The sequence below is a fragment of the Streptomyces sp. NPDC005496 genome (genome assembly GCF_042872045.1).
GTDB lineage: Bacteria > Actinomycetota > Actinomycetes > Streptomycetales > Streptomycetaceae > Streptomyces.
This window is the reverse complement of record NZ_JBIAJQ010000006.1, coordinates 485,627-506,922: the sequence shown is the minus strand read 5'-3', so window position 1 is coordinate 506,922 and position 21,296 is coordinate 485,627. Positions and strand designations below refer to the sequence as shown.

The 21,296-nt window shown below is 68.2% G+C and carries 14 protein-coding genes and 1 pseudogene; 7 read left to right on the top strand and 8 right to left on the bottom strand.

Annotated elements, in window-relative coordinates; all coding sequences use genetic code 11:
- Positions 1-256 precede the first annotated feature (256 nt).
- Entirely contained in the window at positions 257-1,180 is a 924-nt protein-coding gene (locus ACFYQQ_RS21345) for a helix-turn-helix domain-containing protein (protein ID WP_355785427.1), read from the bottom strand.
- A 782-nt stretch (positions 1,181-1,962) separates the two neighbouring features.
- Between ACFYQQ_RS21345 and ACFYQQ_RS21340 the strand changes: the two genes are divergently transcribed.
- Together ACFYQQ_RS21340 and ACFYQQ_RS21335 are read left to right on the top strand one after the other, a co-directional pair.
- Positions 1,963-3,123 carry a glycosyl hydrolase gene (locus ACFYQQ_RS21340; RefSeq protein ID WP_388904970.1) on the top strand — a complete coding sequence of 387 codons (1,161 nt, stop codon included), beginning with the start codon at positions 1,963-1,965 and terminating at the stop codon, positions 3,121-3,123.
- Positions 3,124-3,171: 48 nt separating this feature from the next.
- Entirely contained in the window at positions 3,172-4,518 is a 1,347-nt protein-coding gene (locus tag ACFYQQ_RS21335; RefSeq protein WP_355789791.1) for an ADP-ribosylglycohydrolase family protein, read from the top strand.
- Between the two features lie 9 nt (positions 4,519-4,527).
- On the opposite strand, the gene ACFYQQ_RS21330 is transcribed toward ACFYQQ_RS21335, so the two are convergent.
- Positions 4,528-5,163, bottom strand: coding sequence for a TetR family transcriptional regulator (locus tag ACFYQQ_RS21330; RefSeq protein WP_355789794.1), 636 nt, complete (start codon positions 5,161-5,163; stop codon positions 4,528-4,530).
- Between the two features lie 313 nt (positions 5,164-5,476).
- Between ACFYQQ_RS21330 and ACFYQQ_RS21325 the strand changes: the two genes are divergently transcribed.
- The 4 genes and pseudogenes from ACFYQQ_RS21325 to ACFYQQ_RS21310 all read left to right on the top strand — a co-directional run bounded on the left by ACFYQQ_RS21325 (position 5,477) and on the right by ACFYQQ_RS21310 (position 10,356).
- Positions 5,477-6,310 carry a helix-turn-helix domain-containing protein gene (locus tag ACFYQQ_RS21325; RefSeq protein WP_355789797.1) on the top strand — a complete coding sequence of 278 codons (834 nt, stop codon included), beginning with the start codon at positions 5,477-5,479 and terminating at the stop codon, positions 6,308-6,310.
- A gap of 1,552 nt (positions 6,311-7,862) precedes the next feature.
- Positions 7,863-8,975: a three-Cys-motif partner protein TcmP gene (gene tcmP / locus ACFYQQ_RS21320; protein ID WP_388904969.1), complete on the top strand. Its 1,113-nt coding sequence runs from the start codon at positions 7,863-7,865 to the stop codon at positions 8,973-8,975.
- 235 nt (positions 8,976-9,210) lie between these two features.
- Positions 9,211-9,900: pseudogene (locus ACFYQQ_RS21315) on the top strand (type 1 glutamine amidotransferase domain-containing protein); the annotation flags it as partial.
- 12 nt (positions 9,901-9,912) lie between these two features.
- Positions 9,913-10,356 (top strand): SRPBCC family protein, encoded by a 444-nt coding sequence (locus tag ACFYQQ_RS21310; protein WP_355789957.1) that lies wholly within the window; start codon positions 9,913-9,915, stop codon positions 10,354-10,356.
- Positions 10,357-10,563: 207 nt separating this feature from the next.
- Here ACFYQQ_RS21310 and ACFYQQ_RS21305 read toward each other — a convergent pair whose 3' ends face one another.
- Both ACFYQQ_RS21305 and ACFYQQ_RS21300 read right to left on the bottom strand, forming a co-directional pair.
- On the bottom strand, positions 10,564-12,003 hold the full coding sequence (locus ACFYQQ_RS21305; protein ID WP_355789954.1) for an ATP-binding protein: 1,440 nt from the start codon (positions 12,001-12,003) through the stop codon (positions 10,564-10,566).
- Positions 12,004-12,082: 79 nt separating this feature from the next.
- Positions 12,083-12,769, bottom strand: coding sequence for a response regulator transcription factor (locus ACFYQQ_RS21300; RefSeq protein WP_355789952.1), 687 nt, complete (start codon positions 12,767-12,769; stop codon positions 12,083-12,085).
- A gap of 302 nt (positions 12,770-13,071) precedes the next feature.
- Here ACFYQQ_RS21300 and ACFYQQ_RS21295 point away from each other — a divergent pair, with 302 nt between their 5' ends.
- Positions 13,072-14,373 (top strand): DUF2079 domain-containing protein, encoded by a 1,302-nt coding sequence (locus ACFYQQ_RS21295; protein WP_388904968.1) that lies wholly within the window; start codon positions 13,072-13,074, stop codon positions 14,371-14,373.
- Positions 14,374-15,221: 848 nt separating this feature from the next.
- Here ACFYQQ_RS21295 and ACFYQQ_RS21290 read toward each other — a convergent pair.
- From ACFYQQ_RS21290 to ACFYQQ_RS21275, 4 genes are read right to left on the bottom strand one after another with little or no spacing between them, the layout of a single operon-like run.
- Positions 15,222-17,372 carry an alpha-galactosidase gene (locus ACFYQQ_RS21290; protein ID WP_388904967.1) on the bottom strand — a complete coding sequence of 717 codons (2,151 nt, stop codon included), beginning with the start codon at positions 17,370-17,372 and terminating at the stop codon, positions 15,222-15,224.
- 57 nt (positions 17,373-17,429) lie between these two features.
- Positions 17,430-19,457 (bottom strand): beta-galactosidase, encoded by a 2,028-nt coding sequence (locus ACFYQQ_RS21285; RefSeq protein ID WP_388904966.1) that lies wholly within the window; start codon positions 19,455-19,457, stop codon positions 17,430-17,432.
- Entirely contained in the window at positions 19,454-20,353 is a 900-nt protein-coding gene (locus ACFYQQ_RS21280; protein ID WP_355783165.1) for a carbohydrate ABC transporter permease, read from the bottom strand. Before ACFYQQ_RS21280 ends, ACFYQQ_RS21285 begins: the two co-directional genes overlap by 4 nt.
- Positions 20,350-21,264 carry a sugar ABC transporter permease gene (locus tag ACFYQQ_RS21275; protein ID WP_355783168.1) on the bottom strand — a complete coding sequence of 305 codons (915 nt, stop codon included), beginning with the start codon at positions 21,262-21,264 and terminating at the stop codon, positions 20,350-20,352. The genes ACFYQQ_RS21280 and ACFYQQ_RS21275 overlap by 4 nt, the downstream gene beginning before the upstream one ends.
- Positions 21,265-21,296: the final 32 nt, after the last annotated feature.

The following is a 21,296-nucleotide window of genomic DNA, read 5'->3' as shown; positions in this document are numbered from 1 at the left end:
GCCTTCAGGGGCCGGTGACCGCAGCGGAAATGGCCAGTGCCCGATCGAGGACCGGGTGGTGGGAAGGAGCGAATCCACCGGGCAGACTTCTCTCGTCGCAGGGGGAACAACGCAGGACGTGCGGCTTCCGGACCACCACTGAAGGCGGGCCGACGTCGCTGCCGCCTTTCCGTTCACTCACGGTTCCGGCGGTCTCCATCACATCGCCGTTCGCCTGCTGTTTCCTCCCGCTGGCCCCTTCGTCCTTCCAGGATTCTCAGATGCTCTCCGGACCAGGCACCGGCCGGGACCTCTCGACCGTGGCCCGCGCCACTGCCGGATCCACTCCGGCGACTTCGTTCGACGGGGTGCTGCTGCGATGGGCACGGCGGTAGTTGCCGGGCGAGGTTCCGCAGAGCTCCGTGAAACTCGAGTAGAAGCTGCTCTGCGAGCCGAATCCGACGGCGGAAATCATCTCGGAGATCGGCAGTTCCGTGGTGATCAGAAGGCGTTGGGATTCCGCGATCCTGCATTGTGTGATGCGGGCGTTGATGGTCGTTCCCAGCACTTCCTTGAAGAGGGACATGGCGTAGTTCGGGTGCAGGGGCACCACGCTCGCTATGTGCTCGACGGTGATGGGCTCGCGGAAGTGCGCGGCGATGAACTCGGCCATCCGCGCCGCGTGTTCCACCGACCGATGTCCAGTGGGTTCTTCCGGGCCGAGCACGCCGCCCAGAGCACCGTGGGTGAGTCTGCGCAGCCGCGCTTCGATTTCGATCTGGCAGATCCGGTGGAGCTCGGCGTCGCTCGTCGACAGGTCGAGCTGCCAGCGTTTCAGCAGTACGGCGTCGTCCCGGTGACACTCGTGGGGAACGGCCCGCATCGGCTGCCCACGCAGGAGAGCCCTTACGCCGGCGGAAGGCAACCGCCAGCCCAGATAGGTCCGCAGCGGCACGTTCAGCCAGTACATCGGAGCAAGCGGCCGGGCCTCGATCAGCTGATGCGGTATCGCTGCCCAGAAGGCGACCAGTTCCCCCGGAGGCACGACCATGCGGCGGCCTCCCAGCAGGTAGACCAGTTCGGAGTCGGTCGAGAGGTTGATTTCGATGTCGTCATGCCGGTGGGCCCGGTCCATGGGGGTGGGCGTTCCGTGCCAGCAGGCCAGCATCGAGACGTCGTTCCGCGGCGGCAGCGTGTCCATCTGAGGATCCTGGAAGGTCGGAGGAGCCCACAGGAGGCACCTGGAGGTGTGCTGGAGTTGTATGGCGGTCGACCGCAGCGTTCACTTCCGGTCCCCACATCGGCCAAGGGATCAGGCCGCCTCCACGGTCCTGTTCACCCCGGGAAAGTACCTGACAGATACGGACATCAGGAAGGCCCAGAGGACGCGAACCCGGCACTCCGAGGTACTTCGGCCGGGGCCTTTGCACGAGGCCCCGACGGTGTAACGGGATACGCCGTCCTGATGGAACCCGCGCGCCGGGTGATGTCCCTCAGGGAAGACAGCCACCGGAGCCACACCCAATGGATCTCCGCCTGCCAGTGGAAGGAGCCGATCGGCATGGCCGTTCATTCGACCGGAATCCTGGAAGCACTGTCCGCGTCAACTGCGCTGCTGGTGACATCCCTCCTGGCGGTGCCACGGCGCAGCCTACCGGGCGGACCTATTACGTCAGTGCGTTGACGGGCTCGGGCTCCAGCAGCGGCCGCTCCGCCACACACCCGTTCAAGACGATCCAGAAGGCCGCCGACCAGTCACCTCCCGGCGGCACCGGGTACCTCGTGCACGGGAAGTACGACGACCTGAACCGAGGTGGCCTCGTACGGATCACTCTTTCCGGCTCCCCAGGGAGGCCCATCACCTGTCGTCCGCGCGAACCGTCCGTAGAAGAACCGGCTTTCGTCCGCACGAAATACGTATCCGTGAGCGACCGTAAGGCAGCAGAGATGTCGGCAGGGCATGACGGGGAACCACGGTTCGGCGTGAACTACGTACCGAGCAAGCACTGGTGGTATGCGTGGCTGGAGTGGGACGCCGCGTCCGTCCTCGAGGACCTACGGGCGATCGCCAGCCTGGGAATGGACCACATTCGCGTGCAACTGCTGTGGCCCGTATTCCAGCCCGATCCGTCGGTGGTCAGCGCGATGGCATTGGAGCGGCTGCGTGATCTGCTGGATCTCGCCGATCACCCCGACGTCTCGCTGGATGTCTCGGTCTGCGTCCTCGACGGATGGCTGAGCGGTTTCACGTTCCTTCCCGCGTGGCTGTCCGGCCGCAGCATGATCACCGACAACGAGGTGGTGTGCGCGGAGCTACTGCTCCTCGACACGCTCGCCGGACACATCGGCGGCCATCGGCGCTTCCTCGGCTTCGACCTGGGCAACGAGCTGTCGGTGCCCAACGGCGACGTTCCCGCGGAGCGAGGCGACCAGTGGGCCGCGCTGCTCCTGGACCACTGCGAGCGCGTCGCACCCGGACGCTTCCACGTCAACGGCATCGACAACCAGCCCTGGTTCGAGGCGCGGACGTTCACGCCGGCAGGAGCGGCTACCCAGGGCCGGGCCAGCGTCCTGCACACCTACCCGTACTGGACCGGTGCGATCAAGCGCTACGGGCCGGACGGCACCGGCGTGCTGCATCTGGGCGAGTACATGGCCGAGCTCGCCGAGGCCTTCTCCCCCGTCCGCGGGCGGGCGAAGTGGCTGCAGGAGTTCGGTGCCTCGCCAACGGAACGGCCGGTGGACTCGATCCCGCAATGGGCCGCGTCCTTCGTGCGCAACACCCTGTCCTCCGGCGGCATATGGGGCTGCACCTGGTGGGGCAGCCACGACATCGACCGCCGGTTCACCGGCTTCGTCGAGTACGAGTACGACCTGGGCCTGCTCACCGTCGACAACGCCGTCAAGCCGACGGGAGCCCGGCTCCGCGACCTGATCAAGGAGCTGCGTGACGCACCGGTCCGGCCCGCCGCCCGCCCGGTCGCACTGGTCCTGCCGGATTCCCGGGAACTGGGGCTCCAGGTCGCCGACCGCTTCTTCGCCCTCGTGGAGGAGGGGGTCCGGCCCGCGCTCGTCACCAGCGAGAGAGCCGACGACGCGGCGCACCTGTCGGCCCGCGGCATCACCGAACTCGTGCACTTCTGACGCCCCCCAGCACCCGTACACGCCGTTCCACGCCCCGAGGAGCCCTCCGTGTTCGCACCGTTCCCCGTACTGCACCGCCAACTCCGCGTCATGCTGCGAGACAAGGAGGAACAGGGCAGGGACGTCACCGGCCTCGCGGAGCGGCTGGCGCGGCTGCCGGACGACTACCAAGCCGTCGCGGACCTCGCTGCCGCCATCGACACAGCGCCGATGCGGGAGGACTGGCCCTACGTCGAGCCCAGCGACCTGGACGGTATCCGGGCGGAGCAGGCACGGCCCGCCGAGGAGCCGTCCGCGCCCCTGGTGCCCGGGGCGGGAGAGCGCGCACGCGCGGGCTTCCTCGGCTCGGTGGCCGGATGCATCCTGGGCAAGCCGGTGGAGGTCATGCCGACCCTCGACGAACTGCGCGACGCGTTGCGTCGGACGGGCGAGTGGCCGTTGCGGGACTACATTCCCGCGCGGCTGTGCACGGACGGAGGATTCCGCGCGTTCCATCCGGACTGGCCCGGGACGGTGCGGGAGAACATCAGCCGAGTCGTTCCGGACGACGACATCAACTACACCTTGCTGGGCATGATGGCGCTGGAACGGCACGGAGCCGGTTTCACCAAGTCCGACCTGTGCCGCCTGTGGCTCGACAACATCCCGCTGGGTCATACCTGGGGCCCCGAACGCACCTTCCTGACCCGGCAGGGGCTGGCGATGGGCATGGACGACTGGCCGGCGCTGAACGAGGAGGTACTGGCGGTGGCGCCGGCCCGGCTCAATCCCGGCGACGAGTGGTGCGGAGCCATGATCCGGGCCGATGCGTACGGGTACGCCTGTCCCGGCCGTCCCGGCCTGGCCGCCGAACTCGCTTGGCGCGACGCGTCGTTGACGCACCGAGGCAACGGCATCTACGGCGCCATGTTCGCCGCGGCCGCCATCTCCGCCGCCTTCACCGCGAGCGGCCCACTGGAGATCTTCACCACCGCGTTGCGCTACGTGCCGCAACGCAGCCGTTTCTTCGCCATCGTCAGCGACTCGCTGGAACTTGTGGCCGGGGCCCATGACTGGCTGGAGGGCTACCGCGCCATCCACGGCCGGTACTCCGCCTACGGCCACTGCCGGGTCTTCCAGGAGAGCGGGACGCTGATCAACACTCTGCGCTTCGCCACGGACGTCGGTGACGGAATCTGCAAGCAGGTCAGCCAGGGCAACGACACCGACAGCTACGGCGCGACGGCGGGCTCCATCCTGGGGGTGTACTTCGGCCCCGGCCACCTGGAAGAACGCTGGATCACCCCATTCCGCGACGTCCTGCACACCAGGCTGGCCGGCTTCCACGAACTGTCTCTGACCAGGACCGCCGACCGCATCGCCGCGCTCCCGGTCCGCATCCCGGGACAGGGCTGAGAGGTTCGTTCAGGTCTCCCCCAGCAATCGGACCGCGATGCGGGACAGACGGCACGCGGCCACTCCAGGCGGCCATGTGGGCAGGACGAGGTGACTGATGGTCATCCGCACCACGACATCGACCACCTCCTCCAGGTGCTCCTCTCCCTGGTGAGGAAATCGCTCTGCCAGCCAGGTGCGGAGCACGTTCTGCACCGCGTCGAGGAACGGGTCGGTACGCGCCGTGAGGTAAGCCAGCAGGCTGTCGGAACCTCGGCGTGCGGCGGTGACGACGGACCGCAGCAGTGGATGGTGCTCGGCCGCCGTGAGAACGAGCAGTAAGGCGGTCTCGAGGGCGGCTCGGGGGTGCCGGTCGCTGGTGGCCAGGGCGCCCGCGACGTCGTCGAGAAGCTGCCGGGTCTCACGGGCCACCAGAGCGTGGCCGAGGCGGGCGCGACTGCCGAACTCCTTGTACACGGAGGGACGGGAGACCTGCGCCCTGGAGGCGACGGCCGAAAGGCTCGCCCGGTCCCAGCCGTGGGCACAGGTCAGCTCGTGTGCCGCGTCCAGAATCCGCTCGCGCATGTTCTCACGCCGTGCGACACGAGGCGGATCGGCCGGTGCCTCGACCGCAACTGCCGGACCGGGGTTCTGGTGCATCGGCATGGAGGCAAACCTGTCCGTGCGAGGGCCACGTCACGATGGCGGCTGCAAGCACCGCCGTGACAGGGGGAAGGGAGTCGCCCGACGTCCGGACCGGGGCCCCACGAAGGACGGGGCAGCCGTTCTCGTCGACGAACGCGGCCCGTTCGGGCGTCCGGTGGAATGGGAACGCCGCGTTCTCGCTGAGACCCTTCACAAGTGCTTCTCCTGAGCTCGGGCACAGGCGATCCTCTGGCAGGATCGGGATGACTTCACCGAACCACGTCAGAGAAGTCCGTTCCTCCGACCAACTCGCCTCTCTTTCCTGGATCATCACTTGCTGCAGTCCCACGAACCTCGGAGCGACGACTTCGGCCTCGCCTGCTGGCAGGGCCGGGTCTCCGTCATGGACCGCGCGCACCGACATGACGACATCGAGATCAACTTCGCCGGCGACAGTGACCTGGTGTACCTGTTCCGTGGACGGAGGACCGTGCTCCGGCGCGGCGGGATCGCCGCCTTCTGGGCCGCTGTCCCGCACCAGCTCGTCTCCGCGACGCCGAACAGCACGATGCGCTGGCTGACCGTGCCGTGCGAGATCTTCCTCGGCTGGCGCATGCCCGATCCTGTGGTCAGGACCTTGCTGCGGGGAGTGCCGCTGCTGGAGAGCGCGCCGGGCCCGCAGGACGCCGACCACGCGCTGTTCAGCCGGTGGTCCGAGGACCTCGCCCACCCGGACGAGGAGCCACGTCGCATCGCACTGCTGGAGATCGAGGCACGGCTGCGCAGGCTCGCCCTGGCCACCGCACGGGTGCACGGCGAGGCGCACGACCTGCCACGGGACGGCGCCGTCGAGCACGCGGCCCGGATGGCACACTTCATCACGGTGCACTTCCGGGAGCCCCTCACCGTCGAACGCGTGGCGGCCGCCGTCCCCCTGCACCCGCACTACGCCATGCGTGTGTTCAAGGAGGTCGTCGGCACCACGCTGCACGGCTACCTGGCCGAGTGCAGGATGGCAGAAGCGCGGCGCCTCCTGGTGGCCACGGACATGCCCCTCTCGGAGATCGCTCTCGCCTCGGGATTCGGCTCGCAGAGCAGCTTCTACTCGCGTTTCACCGCTGCGAACACGTTGACACCCGGAAAGTACCGTCGCCTGCACCGCTCCTAGCTGAGGCGCTGCTGTGCGCGGTGGCCGCGGGTTCCGCCAGGGCCGGAACGGCCCTATTCGGCGAAGCGCGGATGTCGACCGGGATGCCGCCACGCAGGGCCGATTCGTGAGCGGAGCGGCGATGCCGGGGGCCGTGAACCGGGCCGCACGGACCTGGTCGGTCGCGGACGTCCGGTCCTCGATGACCACCGAGACGGACTTCCAGCACCGACGGGTGATCCCCCAGGTTGAAGAGGGCCTCGACCGGACAGGCCCGGCCCTGAGGTTCCTCGGCGTCCGGCGCGTACCTGGTGGCTACCGCTGCCTCGTCTCGGGCCGATCGGAGGGGTGAGGCTTCGAGCCCTGTGGTTCCCCGGACGTTCGCCGGACAGGACGGGGAGAGCCGAAGCACTCCCACGAAACGCTGATACGGCGACCAGCGAAACCAAACTGACGAAGCGTCAGAACGTTTATAGCCAGTCCCATCTTGTGCCGGCATCCGGAGTCTGCCACCGTCGCTGACTCAACCAGCACCCGCAACGTGGGACTTTACGGGCGAGGTCGCGGACGTCGACTGGGGACTCCCTGATCGACTGGCGCCGCGGTCGGCGCGCAAGCCAACCAGGCTCGGGCGAAGGCCAGGTGGGACGTCGCCCATACGCATACCGCGCATGTGGCACACGCCGGCAGGTGACCGTTCGCTCGTGAGGCCTCACGCGGAACAGGCAGCGCTCCGCCCGGGTGAGGCGCTGGAGTCCGCGTGAGCATCCCCCGAAGGAACGGCAGTAGTGAAACGCAGTAGCGCATACGTAGTGTCATCGGTACCCGTCCGATTGGGGATACCGATCACTCTTGCCGGTTCGCAGACGTCGCACGCGGCTTCTCGAACCAGCCACGTCAATCCTTCGGCTCCGCCTGCGACCCGACGACGTCGCCGGCAAAGCCGTTCCGGCCGTTGCGGAAAGCCGCTGACAGCACTGGCCCACCAGAACCGGTGTCCGAGGCGACGATGGCAGTGGGCCGCCAAGTCAGACGGGAGCCGGTCGGGCACGGCCGCCCGGACGGGCCACAGGGGCACTGGGGCCCCACCGAGGCGTCTCCTTCTTCCCTGCTCCGTGGAAAATCCCTCCTGACGGCGCCGAATTCCTCCTGGTCCCCGCTGCCCGGGCACCCTGTCGACGCCCTGAGCGGGCGCCCGGGCAGCGGCTCCGCGCGTGGTCGTCGCAGTCCCGCACACCGGCGTGGCTAGAGACCGACGCGATCCAGCCGGACACGGAGGCACAGGCCGCGGGCGCACGGGACCGGACCCTTGACCACGGGCCCGCGTCCTCACCAGACGCCCAGCTCGACGCCACACCACCCCCGTACCGGGTGCCAGTCGCACGTACCGGCAGTGATCCCGCCAGGGAGACGACGCCGATCGCCCTCCGCACCAGCATGCCCCTGCGTGCCGGCAGCCGCCCAGGTCAGACTCCTCGCCTGCCCAAAAGAAGCGCCGCCGTCAAGGCGTCGTGCCGCGACACGAGAAGCCCCGTTCATTCTCGGGCACACAGACCCAAGGAAGACACGCGACATGGCACTTCACGGATTGACTCACGCAGCGAAGGACAGGCTTTGTCAGAGATATCTCGATGCATGGTGGCCGGCCATGCTGCAGACGTCTCGGAATACGGGGCTGGCTTTCCCACGTGTAACGCTGCTGAGGACTATTGACGGACCGGCGCACTATGACGAAAAGGAGCCCTTGCCACCGATACTGACCCTCGACCGGTTATTGCATCACAGCGCTTCTCAACAGATGAACCTCAGCCGCCGTCGAGCACATATGGTGGTCATTGCCCGAGAGCGGGAGAGCTTCGAGAATGTTGTGACGCAACTTCGTGCGCGCTTCGGATCACTGGCCGATCTGCCGGTCAGGGTGGAGGTGCGGTGCGGAGACGCCGCCCGGGACACCCTGCCTGTGCTTACCGGTCTCGGCGCCTGGGGCAACCCGATCTTGGGTCTGTTCGACAGCTTGTCCGGAATCAACATTCCGCTGGAAGTGATGCGCCGGATAGCGCACAACCGCGCCAGCGAGGCCATCGTCGCCTTCGGACCACATGTGCAGAAACCTCGCGATACAGGGCCCGCTCACGCTCTCGACTCCGCCCTCGGCGGTCGCACCCCTAGGGAGGCGGCGGCTTGGGAGTCACGACTTGAAGAGAGCTGGCGCGCGTGGCTCAACGGGTACGGCCGGGCGCTGCGGCCGGCCGGTTTCGCATACCGGCTCAAATTCAGAATGACCGCGGGAAACGGACCGCCTCTTCATCTCGTCTTCGCGACCTCACGCCTCGACAGTGTGAGCGCTATGAAAGACGTCATCACGGTTTCGCGCCACCGGGACGGTGTGCGTTTCCACGATCCTCGCAACGCCGCGACCGCCCCAGCCGAATCCCTCGAGCCGGTCCAGGTGAACGGTGAGGTCAATCCCGAGCTTGCGGAGCTCGTGATCCAGCGTCTTGCCGGGGGCAGCCTTTCAGTGGAGGGCATAGGGAAGTGGCTGCTGACCGAGACGGCACTCTGGTTGCCTGCGCACGCACAGCCGGCCGTGCAGGTGATGCTCGAGGACGGCACCCTTGTGAAGCAGTCCGTGCGGAAGCTGTCCCGGAGAAGCTTGATCGACCTACCCGGCAACGGCGCTCCCTGAGCTCTGCCACGGACACAGGGAACACTCCGTAGGAGGTGTTCGGCCCGCAGGGAACCTGCCCGCCTGTGTCTTCGGCACTGCGTCCGGCCCCGCCGATCCAAGACGCAACCTCGCGTACCAGATAGCTGGCGCAGCGCTTCAGGCAAAGCACAGTTCGCTCACCCCTCAAACGATCTCGGCGACAAATCCACACCATCGGTGGTGGAGTCGCCCTCCCGGCAGGAGCTTGATTCGCATGACGAAAGTGCTGTTCGTGGTGTCTGCGGCCGACCGTTGGACGCTCAAGGACGGGGACGTGCACCCGTCGGGCTTCCGGGGAGAGGAGGTGGCGGTCCCCCACCGGATCTTCACGGAGGCCGGGTGGGAGATCACGATCGCCACGCCGGGCGGGAAGGTTCCGACGCTGGACCCTGCGAGCATGTCCCGAACGGCCGGACGTCCGTCGAAACTGCGTGGGGTCGCCTCGTACCTGGAACTGATCAAGGCCGAACTCAACAAGCCGCGGGTACTGGCAGAGATGGACCCGGACGAGTTCGATGTCGTGTTCTACCCGGGTGGGCCCGGTCCGATGGAGGATCTCTCAGCCGACCCGCTGTCGGGAGCGCTCATCGCCCGGGTCCTCGCCTCAGGCAAGCCCCTGGCCCTGCTGTGCCATGCCCCCGCGGCGGCCCTCGCTGCCCGGAACGGGGACGGATCATGGCCGTTCGCCGGGTTCCGTATGACAGGCCTGTCCAACGTGGAGGAGAAATTCACCGCTTTCGGCCGCAAGGCGCCGTGGCTGCTGGAGGACAGGCTGCGGGAGGGCGGTGCGGAGTACGCCAAGGCACGTCTGCCGCTGCGGCCGTACGTCGTCGTTGATCGCAACCTGTACACGGGCCAGAACCCGGCCTCCTCCGAGCCGCTCGCCAGGCGCATCGTCGCCGAACAGGGAGCGCCGGTGTTGGAGGTGACCGTGTCCCGGCTCATCAAGGCCCGGCGTGAAGAGCTCCATGCCTTCGTCAGCGACCTGACGCGGATGGGAGAGATCAGCCCGGAGAACAGGAGCACCCGATGGATACAGCCGGACAGGCGCTTCACCGGCCGCAACGCGATCGGCCCGTTCTACCGGTGGTCGATGGGCGGCACAGTGACCGAGAACGTTCCCGGCTCCTCCTTCGCCTTCCTGACCGACTCGCCCTCCGAGACGTACTGGCGCTACACCTTCACCACGACCGATCAGGGCACTTTGGTCACGGAGGCGATGCGCAAGCACACCGCGCAGATCCGTCCGGTCGTCTTTCTCCAGGATGTCAGCGGCGCCCGGGACCGCCGGGCCCACTTGGCGGCGGGCATGCGGACGACCCTGGAGCGGCTGGCCGCCAGGTTCGAGGGCGCCCAGTGACCGACGGCCCACCGGGCGACGCCCCCAGGGCGCGTGGGACCACGGCTCTTCTCGCTCCTCCGCCACCGGCACGAGGACCTGACGAGACCGGAGACTCCCCTGCTGGCTGCCGATGTCTCGTACCGCGGCTGCTGGACATGCGGCGATTCAAGCGCGCCCGAGGGTGATGCCGAAGTCCCTAACCGCAGAGACAGCTTCGCTGCCCGCCTACGCTTGTCCGGTTCCGTATCTCGGGGCGCTCGGCAGGACCAGGACGAGGAGCGCGCCGGGCGTGTGATCGGCCACGAACAGGTTGCCTCGCTGACGGGTGGCCAGGTCCCGAGCGATTGCCAGGCCCAGACCGGCGCCGCCCTGTCGATGATGGCGCGCCTCGTCGAGTCGAGTGAAGCGTTCGAAGATGCGAGCGCGATCCTGAGGAGGTATCCCGGGACCGTCGTCCCGTACCTCCACGACCACCGTGTCGTCGGGCTGGCTGCGTACGACTACTTCGATGTGACGCTCGGCGTACTTGACCGCGTTGTCGAGGAGGTTGCGCAGAATGCGCTCCAACGGTCCGCGTGCGGCGAGGGCTCGGAGCTCACCTTCTGCCACGACGCACGTGACTGTGGGCGACCCGTCGGTCATCACGGCGAAGTCGTCCACCAGTTGGCCTGCAACGGCGCCCACGTCCACGGGAGTGAGCGACGGAAGGGCCGATTGGCCGTCCAGCCGGGCGAGCAGGAGGAGGTCGTCCGCGAGGACGCGTAGACGATGGGCTTGCGCTGCCGCCCTAGTGGTGACGGCTGTCCAGTCTGCGCGGTCCGGGTAGGCGAGGGCGACCTCCAGAGCCGTGATGAGCGACGCGAGAGGGCTGCGCAGTTCGTGGGCCGCGTCTGCCACGAAGCGGCGTTGCGAAGCGGAGGCGTCTTCAAGGCGTTGCAGCGTGGCGTTGATGGTGACGGCAAGCGCGTTGATCTCGTCGGACGTGTCAGGGACGTCGACGCGCTCACGCGGATCGAAGGCGCTGACCGATGCGGTGCGAAGGCGGATTGCCTCCACGGGTCGCAGTGCTCGCCGGGTGGCGACGTACGCGACGGCGCCGACGAGGAGGGAGCCGAGGGGAACGGCCGGGAGCAAGACGCGGTCGACTGCCGCGCGGGAGGCTTCGGCCTGGAACGGGGTGATGACGACGTACACGCGCAGGACCGCGTCGTCGGGAAGGTCTCCGGCCAGCGTGTTCGGGGGCTCTGGGCGCGAGTCACCGGCTCGCAGGTCTCCGCTGACGGCAGGGAAGACGCGGTTGGCCAATTGGGCCGCTTCGGGATCCGAATCGGCGCCGTCGGCCGGTAGTTCGGGGACGGACACGGTGCGCCGCGCGCCGATGAGGCCGTTGCCGCCGCCGAATTCGGGCTGGGGGAAGACGGGTCCGCGTTGTTCGTAGGGTTGCAGGTCGGGACTGGAGCCGAAGTAGGCGTCGCTGCCGCTGGCGACGACCTCATAGGGCAGTTCGCCCCATGCGCCGGTCATCACTGTGCCCTGGGAGACCAGACTCATGACGCGTTCGAGCTCGTCGTCCGCCTGGGTGTACGTGGCGGACATCCGTTGTTCGTAGACGGCATCGCGCATCCAGAGGGCGCCGAGAGTCAGCAGGACGGCGGATGCGGCCACGGCGCTCAGCGCTGCTCTGGCGCGGACGGACCGGAGACGGCGCCGCAGGTGTCGCCACGGCCTGTGCGGCGGCGCGGTGTCAGGGGTCATGGCGTTCTTGGTCGTCGACCAGGCGGTAGCCGCTGCCGCGTACGGTCTGCACGGATCGCCGTCCGAACGGTGCGTCGACCTTGCGGCGCAGAGCACTGATGCGGGCTTCGACGAGGTTGGGGTTGTCGGCGTCCTCGGGCCAGGCATGGTGCAGGATCTCGGACTTGGTGACCGTCTCACCAGGGCGGCGGGCGAGCACTTCGAGGAGCGTGAACTCCCGCGCCGTGAGCGCGATGCTCGTGCCGGCCCGACGGCAGGTGCGAGTAGCGGGATCGAGGATCAGGTCACCCGCGCCGAGCTGCAGCGGGGCACCCGTTGCGCCCCGTCGCAGGAGAGCACGCAGCCGGGCGACCAGGACGAGGTACGAGAAGGGCTTGGCGAGGTAGTCGTCGGCACCGGTGTCCAGTGCCTCGGCCTGGTCGAAGTCCCCGTCCTTCGCGGTGAGGACGAGGATGGGCGTGGTGCTTCCCTCACGCCGTAGCTGGCCGCAGACGCGATACCCGTTCAGTCCGGGGAGCATCAAGTCGAGGATGACTGCGGCGTAGTTGCCCGTGCGTGCCTGCCAAAGCCCTTCGGGGCCGTCGTAGGCGACGTGGACGGTGTAGCCCTCTGCGGTGAGGCCGTACTTGAGGGAAGCGGCGAGTTCGCGCTCGTCCTCCACGATCAGGATCCTCATCCGCACATCCTGGCACAGGGCTCTGTCTCGTCCCTGATCGTCCGGTCAGGTCGGGTCAGCAAGCTGTCAGCATCCCTCAGGCACGGTGGCGCGAACACACGTCTCACCAGAGGGCCACCATGCAGAGCTTGAACGACCGCAGTCCCCGGCCTCCGTCCCGCACGGGGTTCCCCGACCTGTCACAGGCACGCGGGCCCCTCCCAGGAGTCCGCCTCAAAGTCTCTGATCGGCAGCGGAGTTGGTTGCTCGCCGGGTTGCTGTTCACCTTGTACACGGCGCTCTCGGTTCGGACGCACCACAGGATGCTGACGACTGGCTACGACCTGGGCATCTTCGAACAGGCAGTGCGCTCCTACGCTCATGGGCACCTCCCGGTGTCTGAGGTCAAGGGCTCCGGCTTTCCCCTTCTGGGGGATCACTTCTCTCCCGTGCTTGCTCTGATCGCCCCCGTGTACCGGTTGTGGCCCACTGCGGAGACCCTGCTGGTGGTGCAATCCGCGCTCCTCTCCGTGGCCGTGGTGCCCCTGATGCGCAGGGCCTCGGAGACGGGCGGCAGGCGGGCAGCGGTGGTGGTGGGCGTCGGCTACGGCGCCAGCTGGGGTGTGGCGCAGACGGTCGGCTTCGACTTTCACGAAGTCTGCTTCGCCGTGCCGCTCCTGGCCTTCTCGCTGTGCGCGCTGAGCCGCGGGCGTGCCCTGGCGGCAGCCGCCTGGGCCGTGCCGCTGCTGGCCGTGAAGGAGGACCTCGGCCTGACGGTGGCCGTGGTGGGTGCCCTGCTCGCCTTCCGGGGAGCGCGCAGGATCGGCCTGTGGACGTGCGTCGTCGGAGTCGCGGGCACGGCGATCGAGATGGCGCTGATCATTCCCGCGTTCAATCCCGGCGGCGCGTTCTCCTACGCCGACAAGCTGCCGCGTAGAGGATCACAGGACGGCGTGCTTCTCCAAGCAGTGGACGTGCTCGTCGGCCTGGTCACACCTCAACAGAAGGTCGTGACTCTGCTGATGCTTCTCGCTCCCACCGCCTTCCTCGCTGTGCGTTCTCCTCTGATCTTGGTGGCCGTCCCTACGCTTCTGTGGCGCTTCGCTTCCGACGATCCGGCGTTCTGGGGCACGAATTACCACTACAGCGCCATTCTCATGCCGGTGGTGTTCGCCGCCTTCGCTGACGGTCTGGCCCCTCGCAGAACGGACCCGCGCACGGCCCGCCAGAGTTTGGTCGCGTCCGCAGCCGTCACCGCTCTTCTGCTGCCTTCCGCGCCGCTGTGGCACCTCGCGGAACCGCGCACGTGGCGGACCGAAGCCCGCCTGGCAACCGCTCGCGACATGCTGGAACGCATACCTGACACGGCGTCCGTAGCCGCATCCAACCGACTGGTGCCGCAACTCACCAGCCGCATCGACGACGTCTCTGTCTTCGGATATCCGGGACGCCCTACAACAGCGCAATGGGTCCTTGTCGACACGGCGCAGCCGCAAGGCTGGCCCATCGGCCCTGAGGAGGAACGCGCCCTTCTCGACGATGCCCGCTCCAGGGGGTACCGCACTCTGGCCGAGCAGGACGGATACCTCCTGCTCATCGCGCCTGCGTCTGCGGAGGCACGATGAGCCATACCTCTCTCCTGCGCCGTCTGCGGCTGCCGACTGCACCTGGCGCCACGCCGGCTGGGCTCCCCCACGTCAATCGGCGGCACCAAGGTACGGCGGCAACACCGTCGCATGCGGACGGGGTACGACTGCTGGGAGCCCTCGTCAGTGCCGGGGTGCTCATGCTCGCAGGCTGTACCTCACTCGACCGCGACGCCGCCGCCCGCCCCGCTCCCACTGTCCAGGAGCCTGCGGCGGGGCCGGCGGACCTGGCCACCGGCCAGGCGGCTCGACGTGCCATCGCGTCCGTGGCGCCGGCCAGACCGCGTGTCGGGAGCCCCACTCCAACGGGCAGACATCTCGTGGGCCTGCCCGTATTGATGTGGCTGGAGGAATCGAGCGGCAGCGCCTCGCGGACGGCCACCACCACCGCGAGCGGTGTGACCGTCACCGCAACTGCCGAGGTGGTCTCGGTCCGCTGGTCCACCGGTGACGGGACAATGATCACCTGCGGCGATGCCGGGCCGGGGAGGCCTTCCTCGAGCGCGACCGCAGGACGTCCCAACTGCGCCCATGTGTACCGGCATTCGTCGGACGGCGAGCCGAACGGCTGCTACCGCGGGACCGCCACAGCCCTGTGGCGCGTGCACTGGAAGTCGGTGTCCGGATCACGTAAGGAGTCGAGGGGCCAGGTACTGATCAAACGCGCTGCTCCCTTCACCGTGCGAGTCCACGACCCGCACTGACCGGCGCTACTCGACACCGTCCGGCCTATGGGGCCCGGCGAGCCCAACTCGCTGCGGATCAACTGCCGTTGTCCTGAGTCGCCCTCCTCGCGCAGGACGGCCAGTGCTCCGGTGTGCGGGCGGCTATGTGACCCGGCGCAGACGGACCACCGTGCTGGAGAGGTCGCCGCGTGGCATGTCGGGGATCGGCAGGCCGAACCCGGTCAGCGTCGCGCCGGACCACTGCGTGCCGGTGTCCTCGTCTTCGACTGTGCTCTCGGGGTTGAGCCCTTGTAGGCGCAGCGGGGGGTGAGACGGTCCGAACGAGGTCGACACCCGCCAGACGAACACCACGATGCGGTCGGTGTTCGCGTCGGAATACTGGACGGCTGCCAGCGGTCCCTGTCCGGGTGGCAGAAGACGGTACTGCCGTCCGTGCTGCACGACCTCGCGGATGTCCTTGTACAGCTCCACCATCTGCCTGGCTTCGTCCAGGTCCTCGGGCGTCCAGCGGGTCAGGTCACCTCCTATGCCCATGACGCCGGCCATGGCGCTGTGGAAGCGGAAGCGCAGTGGGACGATGCGTCCTGTCAGGGGGTTGGGGCTGTCGGTCACCCAGGCGGACATCACCGCGGCCGGGTAGACCTGGCTGAAGCCGTGATGGATGGCCAGGCGGTCCACCGCGTCGGTGTTGTCCGACGTCCATACCTGGTCGGTGCGTTCGAGGATGCTCAGGTCGACCCGGCCCCCGCCTCCTGCGCACGCCTCGATACGCAGGTGCGGGATATCGTTGCGCAAGCGGTCTAGTACGCGGCTGAGGCCCTCGGCGTGCTCTACGTAGACCTTTCTCGCGTCCCGTCCCCCCGTACGGGTTCCCGCCTCCGTGAAGGACCGGTTGAAGTCCCATTTGAGGAAGTCGACGTCGTTGTCGTGAACGAGGTCGCGGAGCCATGCGTACGCCCAGTCCCGGACGTCCTGCCGGGAGAAGTCGAGTACGAGCTGATGCCGGAGTTCTGTGGCCCGGCGGTCAGGCAAGTGGAGCACCCAGTCGGGGTGTTGCCGGTACAGGTGACTGTCGGCGTTGACCATCTCCGGCTCCACCCACACCCCGAACGCCATGCCCAGCCGGTGCACCTCGTCCGCGAGTGGTCGCAGGCCGTGCGGGAACCGCAGCCGGTTCGGCACCCAGTCGCCCAACCCCGCCCGGTCGTGGAGGCGTTCGCCGAACCAGCCGTCGTCGACCACGAACAGTTCCACGCCGAGGGCTGCGGCCCGCCGGGCCAGGTCCCATTGGTTGGCTTCACTGACGGCGAAGGACGTGGCCTCCCAGGAGTTGTAGAGCACGGGGCGCACCTCATCGGGATGGGGCAGCACGTGCCGGCGTACGTAGGTGTGGAGAGCTCGGCTGGCTCCGCCGAAACCGTCCGGGTCGTACACGCCCACGCTGACGGCGGACGTGTGCCGCTGCCCCGGAGCAAGGGCGATCTCCACTCCCTCGTGGCCCGGCGAGGTCACGACACCCACCCGCTCCGCGGCCGTGCGCTGCACCGTCATGCGCCAACTGCCGCTGGTGGCCAGGGCTGTCGCCCAGACCTCCCCGTACTCCTCGTCGGCTTGCCCGGCGTCGAGCATGAGCCATGGGTTCGCGTCATGGCCGGTGTGACCGCGTCTGCTGGTCAGGGTCGTTTCCCCGAAGGCCAGGGGGGTCCGTTCCAGTCGGTTCTCCGAAGACCAGCCGCCGTGGACGGAGGACAGCCGCCAGTTCGGCCGCTGCGGCAACGGCCAGTGGGCGGAGGCGTGGCGCAGGAGCAGCAGCGGCTGCGCGCCGGCCTCGGCGGTGTGAACGATCTCCGTCCACCGTTCGATGACGTCCCCGCCGGGCGGAACGCGGTAGTGCAGACTCCAGGCCAGTGGCCGGGCCCGGTCGGTCAGCGAGATGACGACGTGGTTCTCTTCGGCGATCTCGATGCCGGCGATCTGCGGCTCCACCGGGCTGCTGCCGTCGGGGAACCGTACTTCGAGCGCCGGCGTGCCGAACCGGGCTCCTCCCTCGACCGGATACTCCTCCACCCCGTCGAGTCGCCCCGCGAAGCTGTTGTCGTGGTCGGCCCACGCGGGGAGCGCCGCGGCGTCCGCGAGAGGAACGGGTCTGCCCCAGTGGATGTGGCGCACCGTGCCGGCCGCGGTGTCGACGCGCAGGACGTAGCAGGAGGCGGCCGTACCCAGCAGCACCGTGCCGGTGGGGTCGTCGATCTGCGCCGTCCCGCGCGGGGGCTGTGATGTCTGGGCAGGCATGAATGGCTTCCTCGTAGGGCGTGGAACGCGGTGCGGGACCGGAGTGTGGTGTCGGGGTTACGGCACGACGTTTGCCTCGCGCACCACGGCAACGCCGCCGGCCGGGATCTTCGTACAGGACTCGTCGTCTGCCGCGTCCAGGAGGCCGGTGCCGTGAACGGGCACCTGGACGACGGCGTTGGTGTGGTTGACGAGAAAGAGGAAGGACCCGTCGGCTCCGGTGCGGCGCACGGCTTCCACGCCTTCGGGGACGTCGGCCACGGGGCGGATGCCTGCCGTGTCACTGACCTGTTGCATGAAAGTGCGCAGCGTGGCCGCCGAGGCACGGGTGGCCAGGTACCAGCTGGTTCCCTTCCCGTAGGCGTGTCGGGTGAGGGCAGGCCTGCCCCGGGCGGGACCGCCCTCGGAGGTGTCCGCGAAGTGGAGCATCGGGGTGGAGCCCGTCAGCTCGATCCACTCCGTCCACTGCTCGGCAGTGGTCCCGTCGCTGAGACGGACCCTGTCCTTTGGCCGGAGCGGCAGGTATTCGTCGATGCGCAGTCCGAGGACGTCACGCAGCACGCCCGGGTACGCACCCGGGTGCACCCGGTCACAGGCGTCGACCACGCCGCTGAAGCAGCCGACCGCCAGGTGTCCGCCTTCGCGTACGTAGCGCGTGAGGTCTTCGGCATGCCGCTCGTCGAGGAGGTAGAGGTTGGGGGCGAGGACTGCCTTGTAGCCCGTGAGGTCGGTTCCGGGCGCGACCAGGTCGCAGGTGATGTTCAGGTTCCACAGCGCCTCGTACCAGTCGCGCACAAGGTCGAGATAGCGCAGTTGGCTGGTCGGACGGGCTTCCTGTTCGAGCGCCCACCAGTTGTGCCAGTCGAAGAGCAGCGCGGTGTCCGCCTCGACCTGCGTTCCCATCACGTCGCCGAGGTCCGCCAAGTCCGAGCCGAGCGCGCACACTTCGCGCCAGATGCGAGTGTTGGTGCCACCGTGCGGCAGCATGGCGGAGTGCCATTTCTCGGCGCCGGCGCGGGACTGCCGCCATTGGAAGAACATGATGCCGTCCGCACCCCGAGCCAGATGTGTCAGGCTGTTGCGCCGCATCTCACCTGGTTGCTTGGCGACGTTGACGGGTTGCCAGTTGACCGCGGAGGTCGAGTGCTCCATGAGCATCCACGGGCGGCCGGCGGCCATCCCGCGGGCGAGGTCCGCGTTCAGTGCGAGGTCGATGTGGCCTTTCGGATCGGCGGCGGGGAGGTAGTGGTCAAGGGAGACGAAGTCGCACTCGGCGGCGAAGGCCTGGGCGTCGACCTTCTTCTCCAGTGTTCCCAAGTGGTTGGTGGTCAGGGGTATGTCGGGGGCGAAGCGGCGCAGCAGGTCCACCTCGGCCCTGTGTCGGGTCAGCAGGGCGTCGGAGGAGAAGCGTCGGTAGTCGAGGTCCTGCCCGGGGTTGCGGAACGCCGTCGTGTCACGTGGTGCGTCGATCTCTTCCCAGTCGCTGTACCGCTGGCCCCAGAAGTCGGTCCCCCACATTTCGTTCAGGTGGTCCAGTGTCTTGTACCGGTCGCGGAGCCAGGAGCGGAACGCGGCGGCGCTGATCTCGCAGTAGCACAGGGCGTTGTGGTTGCCCCACTCGTTGTGGACGTGCCACATCACCAGCGCCGGGTGATGCCCGTAGCGGGCCGCGAGTTGCGCGACGAGGGCGTCCGCCGCCTCGGCGTAGGCGGGGTGACTGGGGCAGAAGACCTGACGGCTGCCGTGGGCCAGGCGGGTGCCCGATACGGTGACCGGCCGGGCGTCGGGGTGTCGGTGCGTGAACCAGGGGGGCGGGGCCGCGGTGGATGTGGCGAGGTCGACTGCGATGCCGTGTTCGTGGAGCAGGTCCAGGATCTCGTCGAGCATGCTCCAGTCGTACGTGTCCGGGTTCGGCTGCAACCGGGACCAGGAGAAGACGCCGACGGTGACGAGGTTGACCCCGGCGTCACGCATGAGTCGTACGTCTTCGCGCCAGACGTCGCGCGGCCACTGCTCCGGGTTGTAGTCACCGCCGTAGGCGATGCCCCCCAGCCGGCGGGTGAGTTCCGTCAGGGCATGGGTCACGATTTCACGGCTCCGGCGGCGAGTCCGGCGCGCCAGTAGCGCTGCAGGAGGAGGAAGGTGAGCACGATGGGGACGACCGAGATCAGGGCTCCCACGATAGTGAGGGTCTGCAGTTCGGGCAGTCGGCTGGTCTGTGACTGCCAGGTGAACAGACCGAGGGTCACGGGGTAGAGACGGTCGTCCTGCAGCATCACGAGGGGCAGGAGGAAGTTGTTCCAGATGACCACGAACTGGAACAGGAAGATGGTCACCAGGGCCGGGGCCATCAGGCGCAGCGCGATCGTGCGGAAGATCCGGAACTCGCTCGCTCCGTCCATCCGGGCGGCCTCCATCACCTCGTCGGGCACGGATGCGGCGGCGAAGATGCGCGAGAGGTAGACCCCGAACGGGCTGACGATGCTGGGCAGGAACACCGACCAGAACGTGTTGGTGGCGTCGACCTGGGCGAACAGCAGGAACAGCGGCAGGGCGAGGGCGGTCGCCGGGACGAGGACACCGCCGAGGACGAGGGAGAAGACGGCTTCCCGTCCGCGGAAGGTGTACTTGGCCAGGGCGTAGCCGGCCGCGGCGGCCAGCACGGTGGCGACGGCTGCGCCGGCGCCCGCGTACAGGAGGCTGTTGAGCAGCCAGCGCGCAAACACGCCGTCCTGCTGTGAGAACAGGGAGGACAGGTTGTCGCCGAGGTGCCACTCGGCGGGCAGGAAGCCCGCGGTGGTGACGAGGTCGCTCTGGCTCTTGGTGGACGAGATGACCAGCCAGTAGATCGGCAGCAGCATGTAGCAGGCGGCCAGGACCATGAAGGTCACAGCCGCGACGGTCGAGGCGCTGAAGCGGCGCCGTCCTCTGGCCGGGGTGGCGGCCGCGTGGGCGCCTTCGGTGCGGGTGAGCAGGCTCATCCCTGCCTCCTGGAGGTGAAGCGCAGGAACAGGAACGACAGCAGGAACGTCACCACGGCGAGCAGGACCGACAGAGCGGCCGCACCGCTGTAGTCGTCGCCCGAAGCGAGCGAGTATGCCGCCAGGTTGGGTGTGTAGGTGCTGGTCACGCTGGTGGAGATGGAACGGAACACCTGCGGTTCGGTGAACAGCTGGAACGTGCCGATGATGGAGAAGACGCCGGTGAGGACGAGGGCGGGCCGGATGATCGGAAGCTTGATACGCAGGGCGATGGTCAGGCCGTTGGCTCCGTCCACCCGGGCCGCCTCCTCGATGTCGGAGGGCACCGCCTGCAGCGCGGCATAGAGGATCAGCATGTTGTAGCCCGTGTACGTCCAGGTCACGACGTTGCCGATGGACCACAGGATGGCTCCGGGACCGAGCAGGTCGACGTGAGCTCCGGCCGAGTCGAGCAGGTCCACGATGGGTGACAGGCGGGGGTCGTACAGGAAGGCCCACATCAGGGCGGCCACCACCCCGGGGATGCCGTAGGGCACGAAGTAGACCAGCCGGAAGAACCGCTTGGCCCGGGCGACCGCGGAGTCCAGCAGCAGTGCCAGGACCAGGGCCAGCAGCAGCATGACCGGGATCTGGACGAGCGCGAAGCCGGCGACGCGCAGCACGCTGTCGGCGAAGAAGGGGGCCTTAACCACGTCGACGTACTGTTCGAACCCGGCGAACACCGACTCTGTGCGGCCGAAGGTACCGCCGGTGCGCTCGATCTTGTGCAGACTCTGCCAGAACGCATAGCCCACGGGTACGAGGGTGAACAGGACGAACGGGATGAGGAAGGGAACGAGAAAGGCGTAGGGGGTGAGGATTCGGCGTGCGGGCTTGCGGTGTGCCCGGAGCGGGGCTGCGGAGGTTGTCACGGAGAGGGCCTTTGGCAGGGGTGCCGCCCCGC